This is a genomic window from Pseudomonas sp., assembly GCF_035512415.1.
Lineage (GTDB): Bacteria > Pseudomonadota > Gammaproteobacteria > Pseudomonadales > Pseudomonadaceae > Aquipseudomonas.
Genome location: NZ_DATKDZ010000029.1, coordinates 1 through 19,716, shown reverse-complemented (window position 1 = coordinate 19,716; position 19,716 = coordinate 1). Strand labels below are relative to the sequence as shown.

At 63.2% G+C, this 19,716-nt stretch carries 14 protein-coding genes and 2 pseudogenes; 6 read left to right on the top strand and 10 right to left on the bottom strand.

Annotation, left to right across the window (positions count from 1 at the left end; genetic code table 11):
* Nucleotides 1–35: 35 nt before the first annotated feature.
* The gene (locus VMP31_RS15145; protein WP_325508490.1) at nt 36–1,166 is read right to left on the bottom strand and encodes a M14 family metallopeptidase; all 1,131 of its coding nucleotides are present in this window, start codon (nt 1,164–1,166) and stop codon (nt 36–38) included.
* A 261-nt stretch (nt 1,167–1,427) separates the two neighbouring features.
* Between VMP31_RS15145 and VMP31_RS15140 the strand changes: the two genes are divergently transcribed.
* Nucleotides 1,428–1,973, top strand: a complete 546-nt coding sequence (locus VMP31_RS15140; RefSeq protein ID WP_325508488.1) for a tetratricopeptide repeat protein — start codon at nt 1,428–1,430, stop codon at nt 1,971–1,973.
* Between the two features lie 433 nt (nt 1,974–2,406).
* Here VMP31_RS15140 and VMP31_RS15135 read toward each other — a convergent pair whose 3' ends face one another.
* The 7 genes from VMP31_RS15135 to kdgD all read right to left on the bottom strand — a co-directional run bounded on the left by VMP31_RS15135 (nt 2,407) and on the right by kdgD (nt 11,731).
* Nucleotides 2,407–3,345 carry a 2-hydroxyacid dehydrogenase gene (locus tag VMP31_RS15135; RefSeq protein WP_325508486.1) on the bottom strand — a complete coding sequence of 313 codons (939 nt, stop codon included), beginning with the start codon at nt 3,343–3,345 and terminating at the stop codon, nt 2,407–2,409.
* A gap of 26 nt (nt 3,346–3,371) precedes the next feature.
* A complete protein-coding gene (locus tag VMP31_RS15130) occupies nt 3,372–4,790 on the bottom strand; it encodes an FAD-binding oxidoreductase (RefSeq protein ID WP_325508484.1) in 1,419 nt (472 codons plus the stop codon).
* A 1-nt stretch (nt 4,791) separates the two neighbouring features.
* Nucleotides 4,792–6,348 carry a galactarate dehydratase gene (gene garD / locus VMP31_RS15125; protein WP_325508482.1) on the bottom strand — a complete coding sequence of 519 codons (1,557 nt, stop codon included), beginning with the start codon at nt 6,346–6,348 and terminating at the stop codon, nt 4,792–4,794.
* Nucleotides 6,349–6,372: 24 nt separating this feature from the next.
* Nucleotides 6,373–7,710, bottom strand: a complete 1,338-nt coding sequence (locus VMP31_RS15120; RefSeq protein WP_325508480.1) for an MFS transporter — start codon at nt 7,708–7,710, stop codon at nt 6,373–6,375.
* Between the two features lie 73 nt (nt 7,711–7,783).
* Nucleotides 7,784–9,139: a glucarate dehydratase gene (gudD, locus tag VMP31_RS15115; protein WP_325508478.1), complete on the bottom strand. Its 1,356-nt coding sequence runs from the start codon at nt 9,137–9,139 to the stop codon at nt 7,784–7,786.
* A 149-nt stretch (nt 9,140–9,288) separates the two neighbouring features.
* Nucleotides 9,289–10,725, bottom strand: coding sequence for an aldehyde dehydrogenase family protein (locus VMP31_RS15110; protein WP_325508476.1), 1,437 nt, complete (start codon nt 10,723–10,725; stop codon nt 9,289–9,291).
* Nucleotides 10,726–10,819: 94 nt separating this feature from the next.
* Complete coding sequence (gene kdgD, locus VMP31_RS15105) at nt 10,820–11,731, bottom strand: 5-dehydro-4-deoxyglucarate dehydratase (protein WP_325508475.1); 912 nt, start codon at nt 11,729–11,731, stop codon at nt 10,820–10,822.
* Nucleotides 11,732–12,365: 634 nt separating this feature from the next.
* Here kdgD and VMP31_RS15100 point away from each other — a divergent pair.
* The 4 genes from VMP31_RS15100 (at nt 12,366) to VMP31_RS15085 (ending at nt 16,882) form a co-directional block, all read left to right on the top strand.
* Entirely contained in the window at nt 12,366–13,769 is a 1,404-nt protein-coding gene (locus VMP31_RS15100) for an enolase C-terminal domain-like protein (protein ID WP_325508473.1), read from the top strand.
* Between the two features lie 40 nt (nt 13,770–13,809).
* Nucleotides 13,810–14,790, top strand: coding sequence for a tripartite tricarboxylate transporter substrate binding protein (locus VMP31_RS15095; protein ID WP_325508471.1), 981 nt, complete (start codon nt 13,810–13,812; stop codon nt 14,788–14,790).
* Between the two features lie 64 nt (nt 14,791–14,854).
* Nucleotides 14,855–15,349, top strand: a complete 495-nt coding sequence (locus VMP31_RS15090; protein WP_325508469.1) for a tripartite tricarboxylate transporter TctB family protein — start codon at nt 14,855–14,857, stop codon at nt 15,347–15,349.
* 12 nt (nt 15,350–15,361) lie between these two features.
* Nucleotides 15,362–16,882, top strand: a complete 1,521-nt coding sequence (locus VMP31_RS15085) for a tripartite tricarboxylate transporter permease (protein ID WP_325508467.1) — start codon at nt 15,362–15,364, stop codon at nt 16,880–16,882.
* A 55-nt stretch (nt 16,883–16,937) separates the two neighbouring features.
* Here VMP31_RS15085 and VMP31_RS15080 read toward each other — a convergent pair.
* Both VMP31_RS15080 and VMP31_RS15075 read right to left on the bottom strand, forming a co-directional pair.
* Nucleotides 16,938–18,020: pseudogene (locus tag VMP31_RS15080) on the bottom strand (hypothetical protein); the annotation flags it as partial.
* 153 nt (nt 18,021–18,173) lie between these two features.
* On the bottom strand, nt 18,174–18,869 hold the full coding sequence (locus tag VMP31_RS15075) for a tRNA (adenine(22)-N(1))-methyltransferase (protein ID WP_325508466.1): 696 nt from the start codon (nt 18,867–18,869) through the stop codon (nt 18,174–18,176).
* A gap of 283 nt (nt 18,870–19,152) precedes the next feature.
* On the opposite strand from VMP31_RS15075, the pseudogene VMP31_RS15070 reads away from it, so the two are divergent.
* A pseudogene (locus VMP31_RS15070) lies at nt 19,153–19,716 on the top strand (IS1182-like element ISCfr1 family transposase); the annotation flags it as partial.

The window sequence follows — 19,716 nt, the reverse complement described above, 5'->3', positions numbered from 1 at the left end:
CGCACAGTGCGGGGCATAGCGTTTTGTCTGTTGTCTCAGCGCAACCCACCCACCATCGCCGCCGCCACACTGAGTACATCCTGGCCCAAACGCATGGAGCGTTCACCGTTCCAGCCGGTCTGCGGGTTGGGGTTGTCGTCGTGATCCTTGAACGGCATTTCGATGGTGAAGGCCAGGCAATCGAACTCCATCCCCACCGCATTGCAGGCCAGGCTGGTATTGGCCTGGCCAAACTGGTTGGGGGTGTAGCCGAAGGTGGTCTGGAATTCGGCTCCCTGCGCCAGCAGGCGGTGGCGGAAATCATCCTCGAGCAGTGCCAGGCGCGGGCTAAAGCCGGGGTTGCCTGCGCAGCCGGCGACAAACACATGGGGGATTTCCTCGTCGCCGTGGATATCCAGAAACAGGTCGACGCCGACCTGGCGCATCAGTTGCTGAACGAAGAACACCTCGGGGCTTTGCGCTGTGCAGGCTGACTGCCAGGCGCGATTGAGGTCGCAACCGGCGGCATTGGTGCGCAGATGGCCGCGAAAGGCACCGTCGGGATTCATATTCGGCACCAGATACAGATCGGCCTGCGCCAGCAAGCTATTCAGCTCGGCATCGTCGCGCCGCTGTAGACGCTCGATCAGCCCCTGGATAAACCACTCGGCCATATGCTCGCCGGGGTGCTGCTGGGCGATGACCCAGATCCGCCGCTGGGCCGCGGGGTTGCGGCTGATGCGCAGCACCTGGATATCGCGCCCCTCAATGCTTTTACCGGTGGCGAACAGCTCGGCACCGGCCTGGCTCAACGCCTGCTCGATCAGCCGGCCATGGCGCTCGCGGCTGTAGGGTTCGAAGTAGGCGAACCAGATCTGCCCGTGCTGCGGCTCGATGTCGAAATTCAGCGCACCGTCTTCAAAGCGGCTGGGCACGCGAAACCAGTTGAGCTGATCGTAGGAAGCCACGGCGTGATAGCCGTCCCAGGCGCGGGGATAGGACGACTGCCCGGCATTGCCCAGGCTGAAGCCGTAACGCTGACCGGGCTGCAGGCCCTCGACCTTGAAGTGGAACCACTGGAAATGCCCGCTGTTGAGATCGGGACGAATGGCCAACCGCACCTGCTGCGGGTTGCTGGCGTCGATAACCTCGATATTGCCGCTGTCGAAGTCGGAACTGATCTGCATAAATACCTCGGAAAGCTGTTGGCGCACCGCACCTGTCCGCCAAGAATCGCAGCTCCGCGCAGCCAGGGAAACGCCTGAGGCGACAAACTGAGATGAATTCTGCCTACCGCCCATGGCGCTGGCGAACCCGCTCCAGCAGCAGCCAACGGCCGACGACGCAACTTGCGCCCGCAGCCGAGGTCTTTTGCCCGATACTGCCCACAGCGCCGCCAGACGACAGGTGCACAACCCTACACCCGCCAACCTGCACAAGGAATGCCCATGACACGCGCCCTCTGGGTCCGCCCGCTGCCCTTCGCCCTGCTCTGCGCCGCCCTGCTAGTGGCCGGCTGCGCCAGCCAGACCACCGCCCCGCAAGCCCCCGAGACAGGCCAGACACAACAACCCGCCAGTGTTGATACCAGCGACCAGGCGCGGCTGCTGGCACAGGCCAATCGCGGCGATCTCGACAGCCAGTTCCAGCTCGGCAGCCTGTATTTTGTCGGCAAACCGCAAAAGGACCTCAAGCAAGCCGAGTACTGGTGGAAGCTCGCCGCCGACAAGGGCCACGCCATGGCGGCGGTCAGCCTGGCCTACCTCTATACCGGCCGCGACAACCCGGATTTCAACAACCCGACGCAGATGCTCAAGTACCTCAACCAGTCTGCCGCCGGTGGCAACCCGATGGCCCAGCATATCCTCGGCAACCTCTACCTGCGTGGCGAACAAGGCGTTGCACACGACCCCGCCCAGGCCCGCCGCCTGTTCCAGAGCGCCTGCCAGCAGAACTACCCGGCCAGCTGCACGGCCCTGGAGAAGCTGCCCTAAGCAACCCGCTCAAAAGGCTATGTACCCAAGGCGCGACTTGCTCCCCTCGCCCTCCGGGAGAGGGTCTGGGGTGGGCCGCGTTCGGATGAGGGCTTGTAGAGGAGCAAACCGGCCTAATTCAGGCAGTTTTGCCGAAATGTACTAGCACCCTCCGAACTAAGAAACTAGGGGGTAAAACCGCCAGTTGTGCAGGCTCGGATAGCACGGCCCCTCACCCTAACCCTCTCCCCGAAGGGGCGAGGGGACTAATCGGCGTAAGCCAGAAAATCGTGCAACAGTTAACGGGCGCATAACCAAAAAACGGCGCGCTTGTGGCGCGCCGTTGCGGGGGTGTCGAGAACGACTTTTGGAGAGACCCGGCGCAGGCTTGTGGCCCAACCGGGTTATAGGCGAGGCGGCGACAGCCGAAACGCATATGGGCTACAGCAGCTGCTCACAGGGGCGTGAGCAGCTCGCCGTGTTCGAGAAAGGCCTGCAGATTGGCCAGCACCAGCTCTTCCATCTGCAACCGGGTTTCTTCGCTGCCGCTACCGATATGCGGCAGCAGCACCACGTTATCCAGCTCGCGCAGCGCCAGCGGTACCTGCGGTTCGGCCGCGTACACATCCAGCCCGACAGCGCCGAGGGCCCCGCTGCGCAGGGCGGCGATTAGCGCCGGCTCATCGACCACCGAACCGCGCGCGACATTGATCAAAATGCCGTCCGGCCCCAGAGCCTCGAGCACCTCGCGGCCGATCAGGTGCTGGGTAGACGCACCACCTGGGCATGTCAGCACAAGAAAATCTGCCCAGCGCGCCAATTCGATCAGATTGGCCTCATAAGCATGGGGGCAATCGGCAAGCGGCTTGCGGTTGTGGTAACGCACCGCCATGGCAAAGCCACTGGCGCGCTGCACCACGGCCTCACCAATCCGGCCAAGGCCGACGATACCCAAACGCTTGCCGCTGACTTTGCGCGCCAGCGGAAAAGCACCATCGACCCAGTTACCGGCGCGGACAAAGCGGTCGCTTTCCGACATACGCCGCGCCGTGTCGATAATCAGGCCCATGGCCAGGTCAGCCACGCAATCGTTGAGCACATCCGGGGTGGTGCTGATGACGATGCCGCGATCACGCAACAGCTCCAGCGGATAGGGGTCGTAACCCACGCCAAAGCTGCAGATGGCCCGCAGGTTCGGCAGGCACTGCAGCTGCTCGGCGCTGCAGCCGAAGCGGGCCGAAGAGACCAGCAACTCGAACTGTTCGCCCTGCTCGCGCAGAAAGGCCAGGGGCTCGGCCTGCCGCCATAGCGCAGTCACCTCGTAATGATCGGCCAACGCACGGTTGAAGCGTTCGCTTAGCGGGCCGATCTGTAACACTTGGGGTTTAACCATGGGGGCTCTTGCCTCGATTGCGGGGTTCACAGCAGCTTGCCGGGGTTCATCAGCCCGGCCGGGTCCAGGGTTTGCTTTATGCTGCGCATCAGCTCCAGTTCCAGCGGGTCCTTGTAGCGTCTGGCCGCCTCACGCTTGGCCTGGCCCAGGCCATGTTCGGCGCTGATACTGCCGTCGAAGGCGGCGGTCGAGTCGTAGATAAGCCGCATGATCGCCTCGCTCTGCGCCTTGAACACGGCGTCCTCAGTCCCCAGCGGTTTGCTGATGTTGTAATGCAGGTTGCCGTCACCGACATGCCCATAGGCCACGATGCGTACACCGGGAAAGTCTTCCAGCAGACGCCGGTCGGTGGCGTCGATAAAGGCCGGAATGCTGCTGACCGGCACACTGATATCGTGTTTGAGGCTCGGCCCTTCATGGTTCTGCGCCTCCGAGATGCCTTCACGCAGCGCCCATAGCGCGGCGACTTGCGCCTCGCTGCTGGCAATCACGGCATCAAGGATCAGCCCATGTTCGAGGGCCTCGCCAAGCCCCTGCTCCAGCAACGCGCTCAAGGGCGCGTCGACCTGGGTATCGCTAAGTTCGATCAGCACATACCAGGGATGTTCCTCGGCGCAAGGGTCACTGCAACCGACCACATGCCGTAGGACAAACTCCAGGCTCTGCCGCGACATCAGCTCGAAGCCGCTGAGGCGGTCGCCACACAAACCGCGCATCTGCCCGATCAGTTCAACCGCCGCCTGCGGGCTAGGCAGCGCCACCCAGGCAGTGGTCAGGCTACGCACGGCGGGAAACAGCTTGAGCACGGCGGCGGTGATGATCCCCAGGGTGCCCTCGGCACCAATAAACAGCTGCTTGAGGTCGTAGCCGGTGTTGTCCTTGCGCAGGCCACGCAGGCCGTTCCAGATGCGCCCGTCGGGCAATACCACTTCGAGGCCCAGCACCAGGTCGCGCATATTGCCGTAACGCAGCACGGCGGTACCGCCGGCGTTGGTCGCCAGATTGCCGCCCACGGTGCAACTGCCTTCGGCACCGAGCGACAGGGGGAACAACCTGCCGACCTCGGCGGCCGCCTCCTGCAGACGCTGGAGGATTACCCCAGCCTCGACGGTAATGGTTTCGTTGCCAATATCGACGGCGCGGATACGTGCCATGCGGGTTAGCGACAGCACCACCTGGGTGCCCGAAGCATCGGGAATCGAGCCGCCACACAGGCCGGTATTGCCACCCTGCGGCACGATCGCGACGCCGGCCTCGTGGCACAGGCGCACCACCGCGGCAACCTCCTCGCTGCTCGCCGGGCGCAGCACCATCGCGGCCCGCCCCTGGTAAGCGTTGCGCCAGTCGCTGAGGTAGCTGCGCATGCGCTCGGCATCGGTGATCAGGCCAGCATCGCCCACCACCGCGTGCAGGGCCTGCAACAGCGCTGCGGATAATCCGCTCATCTCAAGTCACCGGAGCCGGATTGAACAGGGTCAGATCGTTGTGCAGCCTGTGCTTTTCGGCCCAGGTTTGTTGCTTGCCGCTGGCGACATCCAGGTACAGCTGGAAGATATGCCAACCCATCTCGTCCAGAGTCATGCGCCCCGAGGTGATCTGCCCGGAATCCACATCGATCAGGTCCGGCCAGCGCTCGGCCAGCTGGGTGCGGGTGGCGACCTTGATCACCGGCACCATGGCCAGGCCGTAGGGCGTGCCGCGACCGGTGGTGAAGATATGCAGATTCATCCCTGCGGCGATTTGCAGGGTGCCGCAGATAAAGTCGCTGGCCGGCGTGGCGCAGAACCACAGGCCTTTGCCGCGTACGCGCTCGCCCGGCGAGACCACCCCGGCGATGGGGCTGGAGCCGGACTTGGCAATCGAGCCCATGGCCTTTTCCACGATATTGTTCAGCCCGCCCTTCTTGTTGCCCGGCGTGGTGTTGGCGCTGCGATCGGCCATGCCGCGCTGCAGGTAGCGGTCGTACCAGTCCATCTCGCGGATCAGTGCATCGGCGATTTCCACAGAAGCCGCGCGCGGAGTAAGCAGGTGGATGCCGTCACGCACCTCGGTGTTCTCGGAGAACATCACCGTGGCACCGGCGCGCACCAGCAGATCGGCGGCCACACCGAGGGCCGGGTTGGCGGTGATGCCGGAAAACGCATCGCTGCCGCCACACTGCATCCCCACAGACAATTCAGACGCCGGCACTGTCTCGCGGCGGCGCTGGTTAAGCACCTGCAGGCGAGCCTCGATCATCGCCATGATCTGCTCGACCATGCCGGCAAAGCCGTTGCTGGAATCCTGCAGGCGGAACAGCCACTCCTCCTCGTCCATGCCATTGGTTAACTGGTCGCCATCCATCAACTGGCTGGCCTGCAGCTTCTCGCAGCCGAGGCTGATCACCAGCGCCTGGCCGCCGAGGTTGGGATTGCGGCTGATGTTGTACAGCGTGCGAATCGGCACCACCGCATCAGGCGCATTGATCGCCACGCCGCAGCCATAGCTGTGCGACAGCGCGACCACGTCATCGACATACGGGTACTTGGGCAGCAGCTCCTTGCGCACCCGCTCGACACAGTGGCCAAGTACCCCGACCACGCACTGCACCGTGGTGGTCACGCCAAGGATATTGCGCGTGCCGACGCTGCCGTCCAGGTTGCGGAAACCCTCGAAGGTGTAACCCGTAAGAGGTTCGACCGGTGCAGCCGGCAAGGTCGCCTTGGGCAGGTTATCCAGGGCCGGCGGCTCCGGCATGCGCAGTTGCGCTTCGGTCACCCAGCGCCCGGCGGCGATGGGTTCCAGGGCGTACCCGATCACCTCGCCGTAACGCACCACGTCGCCGCCCACGGCGATGTCCTGCAAGGCCACCTTATGGCTCTGCGGAATACCCTCGACGGCCTCCAGGCCATCGGCAAAGCGGCCGCCCTTGGCCACGCCCTGCTCATTGACCACCACACCGACGTTGTCGGCTGGGTGCAGGCGGATATAGCGCGGCGAATCCTGATGGGGAATCAACTGCATGGACATCTACTCCTCTAGTACGGATCAGGCGTGCGAACTGGACGCAGGGCCTGGCGGCTCGTCCAGCTCGATCCTGTGAATACGACCGACGATAAACAGATAACTGATTACCGCCAGCAAAGCGTTGGCACCCACATAGACAAGCGCCGCGTCAAACGAACCGGTGAGGCTGACCAGGTAACCAACCACAATAGGCGTGGTGATCGCGGCCAGGTTGCCGAAGGTATTGAACAGCCCGCCGGACAGGCCGACGATCTGCCGCGGCGAGGTGTCGGCCACCAGGGTCCAGCCGAGGGAACCGAAGCCTTTGCCAAAGAACGCCAGGGCCATCAGGGCGATCACTGCACTATCACTTTCAACATGAATGCTCAGCACGATGCAGCTGGCCAGCAGCATGCCGACGACGATGGGCAACTTGCGCGCCAGGGTCAGGGAATAGCCGCGGCGCAGCAGACCGTCCGAGACCAGCCCACCGAGCACGCCGCCGACAAAACCACTGATCGCCGGCAGCGAGGCGGCAAAGCCGGCGGCGAGAATGGTCATACCGCGCGCCTGCACCAGATACACGGGAAACCAGGTGAGGAAGAAATAGGTAATGGCGTTGTTGCAGTACTGGCCCAGGTACAGGCCGACCAGCGTGCGCTGGGTCAGCAGCAACTTGAGGTAGCGCCACTGTGAACCACCCGCGCCGGCAGGCCGTGGGGCCAGGTCGATCAGCGCACCACCGGCTTCGATATAGGCGAACTCGGCCTCACCCAGCTGTGGATGCTCACGCGGGCCATGCATCAGCTTGAGCCACACGCCACAGAGCAGCAGGCCCAGGCCGCCCAACACAAAAAACACATACTGCCAGCCCATGTCCTGAACCACCCAGCCCATCAGCGGGGCGAATACCGCAGTGGCGGCATATTGCGCCGACGTCGACATGGCGGTGGCGGTGGCCCGCTCGCGGGTGGGAAACCAGGCGGCGATGATCCGTGCATTGCCGGGAAAGCACGGTGCCCCGGCAAAGCCTACCGCCAGGCGCAGAAGAAACAGGCTGACGATTGACCAGGCCAGCGGCAGCATGTCGACAAAGCCCTGCAACAGGGTGAACAGCGACCAGCACAACAGGGTGATGAAATAGACGCGCTTGGCCCCGAAGCGATCAAACAGCCAACCACCGGGAATCTGCCCGATCACATAGGCCCAGCCGAACGCCGAAAAAATATAGCCGAGCATCACCGCATCGATGCCCAGGTCCGCCTGCAGCGCGGCACCGGCAATCGACAGGCTGGAGCGGTCGGCAAAGGTGACCGTGGTGACGAGGAACAGCATCAGCAGGATGGAGTAACGCACCCGGCCTGGTTTGACTGCTTGCATCTGGCCAACTCATCGAGAAATTCGCGTGGAACGGGCCCGGTGTTGTTGGACACCGGGCCGCCAGACCGCAGGTTCAACGCACCAGGCAGGGGCGCTTGTTATCGAACTGCCAGTTGGGGATCAGGTACTGCATGGCCACGGCATCGTTGCGCGCGCCCAGGCCCATGCCCTTGTACAGCTCGTGGGCTTTGGCCAATGCATCCCAATCCAGCTCCACGCCCAGCCCCGGAGTCTTGGGCACCTGCACCAGGCCACCTTCGATCTGCAGCGGGTTGTGAGTCAGGTGCTGGCCGTCCTGCCAGATCCAGTGGGTGTCGATGGCGGTGACCTTGCCCGGCGCGGCGGCGGCCACATGGGTGAACATCGCCAGGGAAATATCGAAGTGGTTGTTGGAATGCGAGCCCCAGGTCAGGCCCCACTCGTTGCACATCTGCGCCACCCGCACCGAACCCTGCATGGTCCAGAAGTGCGGGTCGGCCAGCGGAATATCCACCGACTGCAACTGGATGCAGTGGCCCATCTGCCGCCAGTCGGTGGCGATCATATTGGTCGCGGTCGGCAGGCCGGTGGCGCGGCGAAACTCGGCCATCACTTCGCGGCCGGAATAGCCGTTTTCCGCACCGCAAGGGTCTTCGGCATAGGCCAGCACGCCATGCAGATCGCGGCACAGCTCGATGGCTTCAGCCAGGGACCAGCCGCCATTGGGGTCGAGGGTCACCCGCGCATCCGGGAAGCGCTCGGCCAGGGCACGAATCGCCTCGACCTCTGCGCCGCCGCGCAGCACGCCACCCTTGAGCTTGAAGTCATTGAAGCCATAGCGCGCATGGGCCGCCTCGGCCTGGCGAACGATAGTCTCGGGGCTTAGCGCCTCCTGGTTGCGCACGCGGAACCAGGCGTCGTCCGCATCCGCTTCGTTGCGGTAGCCCAGGTCGGTTTTCTCGCGGTCGCCGATAAAGAACAGGTAACCGAGCATCTCCACCGCGTCGCGCTGCTGGCCTTCGCCAAGCAGGGCCGCGACCGGTACGCCGAGGTGCTGACCGAGTAGGTCGAGCAGCGCCGCTTCCAGGGCAGTAACCGCGTGGATGGTGATACGCAGGTCGAAGGTCTGCAGGCCGCGGCCGCCGGAGTCGCGGTCGGCAAAGGCCTTGCGCACCTGATTAAGCAGGCCGTTGTAGTTGCCGATGGGCTGGCCCACCAGCAAGCTGCGGGCATCTTCCAGGGTCTGGCGGATGGCTTCGCCACCGGGAACCTCGCCGACGCCAATGCGCCCGGCGTTGTCCTTGAGAATCAGGATATTGCGGGTAAAGAATGGGCCGTGGGCACCACTCAGATTGAGCAGCATGCTGTCGTGGCCGGCAACCGGCACAACCTGCAGCTCGGTGATAATCGGGGCACCGGAGAAGGTGCCGGCAGTGTTAGCTGTACTCATGACCGTTCCCTTATTGTTGTTAAACGGGCTTAGGCATTGCGGAGATCATGTGGGAGGGCCGGGCGGCGATCCGCTTTAGCCGCGAAAGGCCGCGACAGCTGAACAGCTGTCGCGGCTAAAGCCCCTCCCACAGGGCATTGATTACAGTGTCAACCGACGTAAGTGGTCTTCACCGTCGTATAAAACTCCTGGGCGTATTTGCCCTGCTCGCGGCTGCCGTAGGACGAACCTTTACGGCCGCCGAACGGCACGTGGTAATCCACCCCGGCAGTGGGTAGGTTGACCATGACCATGCCGGCCTGGGCGTGGCGCTTGAAGTGGTTGGCGTATTTCAGCGAGGTGGTGCAGATACCGGCGGACAGACCGAACTCGGTGTCGTTGGCCATGGCCAGCGCTTCATCGTAATCGGCCACGCGGATGATATTGGCCACCGGGCCGAAGATCTCTTCGCGGCTGATACGCATGTCCGCCGTGCAATCGGCAAACAGGGTCGGGCCCAGGTAGTAGCCGTCCTGCTCGCAGGAAACCCGCTCGCCGCCGCAGACCAGGCGTGCGCCTTCCTGCTTGCCGATCTCGATATAACGCAGGTCCTGATCCAGCTGAGCCTGGGATACCACGGGACCGATATCGGTGCCCTTCTCCAGGGCATTGCCAACCTTGATCGACTTCATCCGCTCGGCCATGGCCGCAACAAACTGGTCGTAGATACCGGCGGTAACGATCAAACGGCTGGAGGCGGTGCAACGCTGGCCGGTGGAGTAGAAGGCGCTTTGCACCGACAGCTCGACGGCGGTTTTCAGGTCCGCGTCATCGAGGATCACTTGCGGGTTTTTGCCGCCCATCTCCAGCTGCACCTTGGCACCACGCGCCACACAACTGGCAGCGATGTTGCGGCCGACGCCGACCGAGCCGGTAAAGCTGATGCCATCGACCTGCGGGTGCTGGACGATGGTTTCACCGACCACCCGGCCGCTGCCCATCACCAGGTTGAACACCCCGGCAGGGAAACCGGCGCGGGAGATAATTTCGGCAATCGCCCAGGCGCAGCCCGGTACCAGATCGGCTGGTTTCAACACCACGCAGTTGCCGTAGGCCAGGGCCGGGGCGACTTTCCAGGCGGGAATGGCAATGGGGAAGTTCCACGGAGTGATCAGACCGATCACGCCCAGCGGCTCGCGGGTGACTTCCACCGATACGCCAGGGCGCACCGAAGCCAGCACTTCACCGGCCTGACGCAGGCATTCGCCGGCGTAGAACTTGAAGATATTGCCGGCGCGAGTCACTTCGCCAATAGCCTCGGGCAGGGTCTTGCCCTCTTCCCGGGCCAACAGCGCACCAAGCTCTTCGCGGCGCGCGAGGATCTCGCTGCCGACCTTATCCAGCGCATCGCTGCGCGCCTGGATCCCGGAAGTCGACCAGGCCGGAAAAGCGGCGCGGGCGGCGGCGATGGCCTGGTCAACCTGAGCGGCATCGGCCTGGGCGTATTCGCCGACCACATCGGCCAGGTCGGACGGGTTGATATTGCGCGAGTAGTCGCTGCCGGCGACCCATTGGCCGCCAATATAGTTGTCGTAACGCTGAGTCATATGACCCTCCTAGCTATCTATGGCTATCGCCCGTCGCGCACACCAATGGCAACGACGAACGGCTGGTGCGCGCGGCGCACCCTACGGCAACGCTTTATTGCGCGCCTTGGGTGTCGATCAGTGCGGCGAGCATCTCGTACTCTTCCGGCAGCAGATCAGTCAGCGGGGTGCGCACGGGGCCGGCGTCATGGCCGACAATCTTGGCACCGGCCTTGATGATGCTGACGCCATAACCGGCGCAGCGATTGCGGATGGCCAGGTACGGCAGGAAGAAGTCATCGATGATCTTGCCGACGGTGGCGTGATCGTCACGGGCCATGGCGTGGTAGAAATTCATCGCGGTCTTGGGGATAAAGTTGAACACCGCCGAGGAGTACACCGGCACGCCCAGGGCTTTATAAGCAGCGGCGTAGACTTCGGCGGTCTGCAGGCCGCCGAGGTAGCTCAGGCGATCCCCCATGCGACGGCGGATGGACACCATCAGCTCGATATCGCCGATGCCGTCCTTGTAGCCGATCAGGTTCGGGCAGCGCTCGGCCACCTGCTCCAGCAGAGGCGCGGTCAGGCGGCAGACGCTGCGGTTATAGACCACCACGCCGATCTTCACCGACTTGCACACGGCTTCAACGTGCAGCGCCACGCCTTCCTGGCTGGCTTCGGTCAGGTAGTGCGGCAACAACAGCAGGCCCTTGGCGCCCAGACGCTCGGCTTCCTGAGCCATTTCGATGGCCTGACGGGTTGGGCCACCGACGCCGGCGAGGATCGGCACGCTGCCCGCGCAGGTGTCGACCGCGGTCTTGATCACCGCCGAATACTCTTTGCCGGTCAGGGAGAAAAACTCCCCCGTACCACCGGCGGCGAACAGCGCCGAAGCACCATAGGGGGCCAGCCATTCCAGGCGGCGCGCATAGGTATCGGGGCGGAAATCGCCGGCAGCATCAAAGTCGGTCACGGGAAAAGACAGCAGACCGGAAGAGAGGATGGACTTCAGTTCTTGTGGATTCATTGTGCGAACACCCTGTAGAGCGAAATGGTGGAGAGGAGCATCAGTCGAGACTGTAGAGATACGTTATCGTACAACAATGGTCAATACCATCACTTTTCTCGACCGGCTATCGCCCGCGCCGTCACCCCTCTCCCTCACCTGCTGCCACTCCAGTGGCCGGGCAGCTGCGCGCCAAACTCGGCGCTAGAAGCCTGCGCGACGCCATTACAGAGCCAGTAGAGACTGCGGCGGTTAGTCTGGCAAACCCACGCCGCGCCCATAACCGATGGTCGCCGCCGGCACTTTTCGCGCAACAGCGCGTTGACAAGTTCGTCAGACGCTGTTGATAATCCGGCCAAGTCATACGACAACGTATGACACTTCTAACAACAAAAAATCAGGCCCAGCCATGATTATGAAAACCCAGGCCCAAGTGCCCTTCACCTGCCCGACAGCTGTCACCCCCGACGGCCCAGCCGCCTTGTGCAACGCGCACTTGGGCACGCTCTGCATCTGCGGCACCGCGCCGCACCGAAGCGCCTCCCTCATTCCTGCTTGCGCCCCCTGCATCGCGCTATGCCTGCAACGCCGAGCCTTCGCTCTACCCACGAGCGGCTTCGCCGCTATGCCGATCTGCCCCTGGAGAACCCTGCCCATGCTTGAACAGGCCCATACGCACACCCCGCGAGTGGTGGAGATGCAGGTGATTCCGGTAGCCGGTCACGACAGCATGCTGCTCAACCTGTGCGGTGCCCATGCGCCCTACTTCACCCGCAACCTGGTGCTGCTGAAAGACAGCGCCGGGCGCAGCGGCGTCGGCGAAGTACCCGGCGGTGAAGGCATTCGCCAGGCCCTGGAGCGCAGCAAGGGGCTGGTTATCGGTCAGCCGGTCGGCCGCTATAACCGTGTGCTCAATAGCCTGCGCCAGGCCATCGCCGGGCGCGACGGCGGCGGGCCCCAGGCCACTGTGCATCAGGTAACGTCCGCAGCCGAGGCCGCCGTACTCAAGCAGCCCCACGAGATCAACCTGCGTCTGGATAACGTGATCACCGCAGTCGAGGCCGCGCTGCTCGACCTGCTCGGCCAGCACCTTGACGTGCCGGTGGCCGAGCTGCTCGGCAACGGCCAGCAACGTGACAGCGTGCCGATGCTCGCCTACCTCTTCTATATAGGTGACCGTCAGCGTAGCGACCTGCCCTATCTGGCCGGCCAGGGCTCGGGCGAGGACTGGTACCACCTGCGCCATCAACCAGCCGTCACCCCAGAGGCCATCGCGCGCCTGGCCCAGGCGGCCAACGCCCGTTACGGCTTTAGCGACTTCAAGCTCAAGGGCGGCGTAATGCGCGGTGCCGAGGAAATGCAGGCAGTGGCAGCGATCAAGGCCTGCTTCCCCGAAGCCCGCGTGACCCTCGACCCCAACGGGGCCTGGTCACTGAATGAGGCCATCGAGCTGTGCAAGGGCAAGGGCCATCTGCTGGCTTATGCCGAAGATCCCTGCGGCCCGGAAAACGGTTACTCCGGCCGGGAGATCATGGCCGAGTTCAAACGCGCCACCGGCATCCCCACCGCCACCAACATGGTCGCCACCGACTGGCGGCAGATGGGTCACTCGCTGCGCCTGGAAGCGGTCGATATCCCCCTAGCCGACCCGCACTTCTGGACCATGCAGGGCTCGGTACGCCTGGCGCAGATGTGCGAGGAGTTCGGCCTGACCTGGGGCTCGCACTCCAACAACCATTTCGATATCTCCCTGGCCATGTTCACCCACGCGACCGCTGCCGCACCGGGGCGCATCACCGCCATCGACACCCACTGGATCTGGCAGGAAGGCCAGGAACGCCTGACCCGTGAACCCCTGCAGATCATCGGCGGTCAGGTGCAAGTGCCGCAGAAATCGGGGCTGGGCATCGAGCCGGACATGGACCGCATCATGCTCGCCCACGAACTCTACAAACAGGTCGCCGGTGCTGCCCGCGACGACGCCATGGCCATGCAGTACCTGGTGCCCGGTTGGCAGTACCACCCCAAGCAACCGAGCCTCGGCCGCACGCCGGCCTAACTAATCGCTTTGCCGCAAGCCCACCCACCGGAGAACTCCAATGAAAAAAACAATCCGCGCCTCCCTCCTCTCTGCCCTGGTCGGCATGGGTGCCATCGCCGCCCAGTCGACCGCCTTCGCCGCCGACGACGTCAACTGGCCGACCCGCCCGGTGCAGGTGGTGGTCATTGCCAACCCCGGCGGTGATACCGACTTCAACGCGCGCATGATGGCCAAGTACTTCAACAAGATCACCGGCAAGAACATGGTGGTTACCAACGTCGCCGGCGGTGGTGGCACCCTGGCCGCCGAGCAGGTCAAAGGCGCTGCGGCAGACGGCAACACCATCCTCTTTACCCACACCGGCCAGCTGATCGTCAACGAAGTGGCCGGCCTGTCGGATGACAGCTTCGAGGCCTTCGATATTGCCTGCATCGCCGGCGTGGACAAGGGCGCGATCTTCGTTTCCAGCGAGAGCGCCGGGGTCAAAACCCTGAAGGAACTGATCGACAAGGCCAAGGCCAACCCCAACAGCGTCAGCTACGGCACCGAGATGGGCAGCTTCTCGCATATCCAGGGGCTGATGTTCGAACAACTGGCCGGGGTGAAACTGAAGATGGTCGACGCCGGTACCGTGTCGGAGAAGGTCGTCGCCCTGCTGGGCGGTCGTATCGATCTGGGCGCAATCAGCTACGGTTCGGTGCAGGACTACGTCACCGGCGGCCAGATGTTCGCCCTCGGCCAGCCCAACAGCGAGCGCAACGCACTGCTCGGCGACGTGCCGACCTTCAAGGAGCAAGGTGTCGACTTCACCATCGACAAGCCCTATGTGGTCGCATTCCCGAAAGGCACCGACCCAGCCATCGTGGCCAAGATGGCCGGCATCATGAAGCAGATCACCGAGCTGCCCGAGTACGCCGATGAGCTGAAGAAGTCCTTCAAGCAGCCGGTGGCCTACCATGGCACCGAAGAAGCCATCGCCGTACTGAGCAAGACTCGCGAAGACTTCATGCAGTACAAGGATGTTCTGCGCAACAAGTAAGGTTCTGTGATACCGGCCGGCATGATTGCTGGCCGGTCCCGGCCCCATCTCCTGAGGTGTCCCGATGGCTACCAGCAAGAAAAAGGAGCTGCTGATCGGCGTTGCCATGCTCGGCACCGGTCTCGGCTACCTGTTAATGACCACCCAGCTGCCGCGCCACGACGGTATTGATGCGGCCTTTGTACCCAGCCTGCTGTCGGCGATGCTCTGCCTGCTCGGCTTTCTGCAATTGCTGAGTGTGCGCGGCCTCTCCAAGGCCGTGGCTGAGGGTGAGGTCGAAGGCGAGGTCGAGGGCCAAGCCCCGGCTAGCAGCGATATCAAAACGGTGGTCAAGACCCTGGCGTTGATCGTCGGCTATATCGCCCTGCTCAACCCGGTCGGCTTTCCGATCATGGCCGCGATCTACCTGTACCTGCAGTTCATCGTGTTGACCCCGCTCGATCATCGGGTCAACCACCTCGTCTATGCCCTGATCGCCTTGGTCACGTCGGCCATCACCTATCTACTGTTCCGCGAGGCCTTCGATCTGATGCTGCCTTCCGGGCTGCTGCCGTTCTAAGGAGGATCGACCATGCTCGAATTACTGCAGCAAGGCTTCGGTGCCGTCTTCTCGCTCCATATCATGCTGCTGATGGTGATCGGCGTTGCCGTCGGCATCGTCTTCGGCGCGGTGCCCGGCCTGTCGGCGACCATGGCGGTGGCCCTGTGCCTGCCGCTGACCTTTACCATGGGCCCGCAAGCCGGTCTGTCGCTGCTGGTCGCGCTGTTTATCGGGGCCACCTCGGGCGGGCTGATCTCGGCCATCCTGCTGAAGATCCCCGGTACGCCCTCCTCCATCGCCACGGTGTTCGACGGCGGCCCGCTGATGGAACAGGGCCATGGGGTCAAGGCCCTCGGCGTCGGCATCGTGTTCTCCTTTCTCGGCACCATTTTCAGCATCGCGGCGCTGATGTTTATCGCCCCACAGCTGGCCAAGGTCGCCCTGCGTTTCGGTCCCCATGAGTACTTCGCCATCGCGGTGTTCTCCCTGACCCTGATCGCCACCCTGTCCGCTGGCTCCATGATCAAGGGCCTGTTCGCCGGGGCCCTGGGCTTTGCCGTGTCCACCGTGGGCATCGCCCCGGTGGAGGCGATCCGCCGCTTCACCTTCGGCGTCGCCGAGCTCAATGGCGGCTTCGCCATGCTCACGGTGATGGTCGGCATGTTCGCCGTGGCCGAGATCATCAAGCTGGCCGAAACGGGCCGCCGCGCCCATCAGGACAAGGCCAAGTCGGTCAGCCTCAAGCACATCAAGGGCTTCGGCTTCTCGCTCAAGGAGTTTCGTGAGCAGCTGCCCAACGCCGGGCGCTCCGGCCTGATCGGCCTGGGTATCGGCATCCTCCCGGGCATCGGTGCCGGCACTTCCAACCTGGTCGCCTACATCATCTCGAAGAAGCGCGCGAAGAATCCCGAGACCTACGGCAAGGGCAATATCGGTGGCATCGTCGCCAGCGAAACGGCCAACAACGCCGGCATCGGCGGGGCCATGCTGCCACTGATGACCCTGGGTATTCCGGGCGACACCGTCACCGCGATCCTGCTCGGCGGCTTTCTGATCCACGGCATCCAGCCCGGCCCGCTGCTGTTTATCAGCCAGGGCCCGCTGGTGTACACCATCTTCGCCGCGCTGATCGTCGCCACCGTGCTGATGCTGTTTATGGAGTTCTACGGCCTGCGCCTGTTTATCAAGCTGCTCGACGTGCCCAAACACATCCTGCTGCCGATTATCCTGGTGCTCTGCGTGGTCGGTGCCTTCGGCCTGAGCAGCCGGTTGTTCGACGTCTGGTCGATCCTGCTGTTCGGCATGCTCGGTTACCTCTTCGTCAAAGCCGGGATGCCCGCGGCCCCCTTTATCATCGGCTTTATCCTCGGGCCCATGGCGGAAACCAACCTGCGCCGCGGCCTGATGCTCTCCGACGGCAACTTCGGCGCATTTCTCAGCAACCCCATCGCCGCGGCATTCCTCGCCCTGGCCCTGGTCTTTATCCTCTGGCAAGTCGTCAGCTCACTGCGCACCAAGAAAAGCCTGGTGAACGAGATACTGCGTACCTAAGGCTGAGTCGCCCCTCTCCAGCCGGAGAGGGGCTGACACCCGTTCAGCTTCTTTAGCTGGAGGTGCACTTGGCCTGCGCCGCTTCGGGAGTCAGGTTGCGCACCGAGGTGTAGAACAGTTCGCAGGTTTGTAGTTTTTCAGTGACCTGCCATTTCTCGCTGCAGGCGCTCAGCACCGGGCTCGCGTCCTGATTGGGTTGCTCGCCCATACGTGCCTGCCAGCAGGCGGCGCTAAGATCCTGCCCCATGACTTTGAGGCCGGCCGCATCGGCTTTCTGCTGATCGCCATTGTAGTTTTCCGGGTCAGCGGCATACCAGATGTAGCTGGGGTGGTTGGCTCCAAGCACGGCAACTTGCTGCCCAGCAGCCGGGCTGATCTGCGCAAGACCCAGTACATCGACAGAAACCCCATACTGCTGATTAACCCAGCTGCGCACCGGGCTTCCAAAGGCCACCATTGGCAGCGTTTGGCCGCCTTCGCCGGCGGTCAACTGCATAACCATCTGCGTCTGGTAGGCGTTGAAATAGCTGTAAACACCCTCAAGCGCGCTACCCGCGTTGGCGGGTGCGGCAATGGGGGCTATGTCGATGATGGTCTGGAAGGCAGGCGTCTGCGTGGCACTGATGCCGTTCTGAGTAAGCAGGTCAGCCCAGCGGTTTGTGGTGCTCGACTCTAGATAGTCCTGCGCCTGGGTCAGGGAGTAATCCGGTGGGAAATGCAGCAGTTCAACGCTCTTGCGGTTATCGAGTGCCATGCCCAGCGGCAGAAACAACGACCAGTTGTATTGCCACTTGCCATCCTTGTTAAGCAATTTGGCACCCGCGTAGGCCAGCTCGCCGGTCTTCAGTAATTGCTCGAGGGGTTTACCGTAGCCTTCGGGCACCTCGGTGAATTTGGCGTAGAGGTCTTGCTGCTCGCGGTGCACGGTAACCTTGGCGGTGTCGTAACCATCTCGCTGCAAGCTCTGGCTCAGGTAGTGCTCGGCGGTCTGCTCCAGTGTCCAATCGCGATAGCAGATCACATTGCAGTTATTGGGGTACGCAAACAAACGGGTGACGCGCTCCGTGCTGCCCAGCTTGACCGTGACATCCGCGGCTTGAGCGTGACCGGCCGAAAGCCAGGCGACTGCGACGAGCATAAATCCTTTGCGGCTCAGCATAAGTGACTCCTTGATTGAGGGGGGCCTACTCCTCGTCCAGCTCCAGACCTAAGACTGAGGTGCAGAACTAGAAGGGTCGGCGTGATTAAAGTAGACCACTCCGTCCTAATTGGCTCCGCCCCTTGGCCACGCTTAAGCCAGCATCGCGGTAATCCAGTGCACCTGTTGCGCCAGCTCCTGCACCTTCGCCTCGGGCACGGCCTGCCGCGCCTGGGCGAAGTCGGCCAGGGTGCGCTGCTTCAAGCGCAAGATTCGCTGCCACTTGGCGAGGAACGCCGGGCTGCGTTGCTGAAGTTGCAGCGGGCCGAAGTACAGCTCCTCAGCGCTGTACATCACCGGCCCCATGCGCTCGGCAACGATGATTTCGTAGTAGAAGCGGTTTTCCCGCAGCACTTCCTCACAGAGGATGCTGTAGCCATTGTCCATCAGCCATTGGCGCAGTGGCTGCTCGCCGCCATTGGGTTGGAGGATCAGGCGCTCATCACCGCTCAGGCGGGCCTTGCCGCTGTCGAGGATGTCGCGGATTCGCTCGCCGCCCATGCCACAGAGGCTGACCGCGGTGATCCCGTCGCTCGGCTCGATTGCCGCCAGGCCATTAGCGAGGCGCACAGTGATGCGCTGGCTCAGCTCGTTCTCGCGCACGGTACGCTCAGCCGCGTGAAACGGCGTCAACGCCACCTCACCGGCCACCGCCGCAGTGATCACGCCGCGGCACATCAACGCCACCGGTAGGTAGCAGTGATCGGAGCCGATATCGGCCAACCGCGCACCTGCCGGTACATGCGCGGCTACGCGCTCCAGGCGCATGGACAATGCCCGTTCGTTCAACTTCAGCCTCTGTTATCACCGGCGTCCGGCACGGAAGGCCAGATCGGCGGGCGATTCTGCCGGGCAGTGTGGGGGATGGCAAATGGTTGCGTACCGCGCTGCGACTCGACCGATGTCTGGCTCCGGGGTAGGCGCGCTACAGACAGACTTTGGTGATGGGTTGCTTGCGCACCGAAAAGCCGTGGGCGTGACAGGCAGCAATCGGCCGATTCTGTTGAAAAAGTAGCTGCTTCCCCATGCTGTTGGCAAAATTGCTCTGTCAGCGAGCGTGGGGGCGAACAGCATGATGGGACAGTTACCGGGAGGACAGCAGCGCCTGTTCTACTCGTTCAATCTGGAAGACCACGTCCCGGCCCAACATCTCCTGCGCAGCATCGACCGGTGCCTGGATCTCAGTGATCTGCGTGCCTACCTGGCGGATTTCTATAGCCCCATCGGGCGTCCCTCGATTGACCCGGAGTTGATGGTGCGCATGCTGGTCGTCGGCTACTGCTATGGCATTCGTTCCGAGCGGCGATTGTGCGAAGAGGTGCACCTGAACCTGGCCTATCGCTGGTTCTGCCGGCTGGGCCTGGAAGACGAAGTCCCCAATCACTCGACCTTCTCGAAGAATCGCCATGGGCGTTTTCGTGACAGCGATCTATTCCGCTGGTTATTCAATGAGGTGCTGCGGCGCTGCATGGCAGCCGGCCTAGTCAAGGGTGAAGGTTTCGCCGTCGACGCCAGCATCATCAAGGCGGATGCCAGCCGGCAACGTGGGGTAGCGGGAGATGCGGTCGATTGGAACGATCCAAAGCTCAGCAGCCGCGCAGTGCGCGAGTACCTCGAAGCCCTTGATGAAGAGGCG

Coding starts and splice junctions, on each gene's coding strand:
- VMP31_RS15145 (WP_325508490.1), bottom strand. CDS start 1,166: ATGCAGATCAGTTCCGACTTCGACAGCGGCAATATCGAGGTTATCGAC.
- VMP31_RS15140 (WP_325508488.1), top strand. CDS start 1,428: ATGACACGCGCCCTCTGGGTCCGCCCGCTGCCCTTCGCCCTGCTCTGC.
- VMP31_RS15135 (WP_325508486.1), bottom strand. CDS start 3,345: ATGGTTAAACCCCAAGTGTTACAGATCGGCCCGCTAAGCGAACGCTTC.
- VMP31_RS15130 (WP_325508484.1), bottom strand. CDS start 4,790: ATGAGCGGATTATCCGCAGCGCTGTTGCAGGCCCTGCACGCGGTGGTG.
- garD (WP_325508482.1), bottom strand. CDS start 6,348: ATGCAGTTGATTCCCCATCAGGATTCGCCGCGCTATATCCGCCTGCAC.
- VMP31_RS15120 (WP_325508480.1), bottom strand. CDS start 7,710: ATGCAAGCAGTCAAACCAGGCCGGGTGCGTTACTCCATCCTGCTGATG.
- gudD (WP_325508478.1), bottom strand. CDS start 9,139: ATGAGTACAGCTAACACTGCCGGCACCTTCTCCGGTGCCCCGATTATC.
- VMP31_RS15110 (WP_325508476.1), bottom strand. CDS start 10,725: ATGACTCAGCGTTACGACAACTATATTGGCGGCCAATGGGTCGCCGGC.
- kdgD (WP_325508475.1), bottom strand. CDS start 11,731: ATGAATCCACAAGAACTGAAGTCCATCCTCTCTTCCGGTCTGCTGTCT.
- VMP31_RS15100 (WP_325508473.1), top strand. CDS start 12,366: ATGCTTGAACAGGCCCATACGCACACCCCGCGAGTGGTGGAGATGCAG.
- VMP31_RS15095 (WP_325508471.1), top strand. CDS start 13,810: ATGAAAAAAACAATCCGCGCCTCCCTCCTCTCTGCCCTGGTCGGCATG.
- VMP31_RS15090 (WP_325508469.1), top strand. CDS start 14,855: ATGGCTACCAGCAAGAAAAAGGAGCTGCTGATCGGCGTTGCCATGCTC.
- VMP31_RS15085 (WP_325508467.1), top strand. CDS start 15,362: ATGCTCGAATTACTGCAGCAAGGCTTCGGTGCCGTCTTCTCGCTCCAT.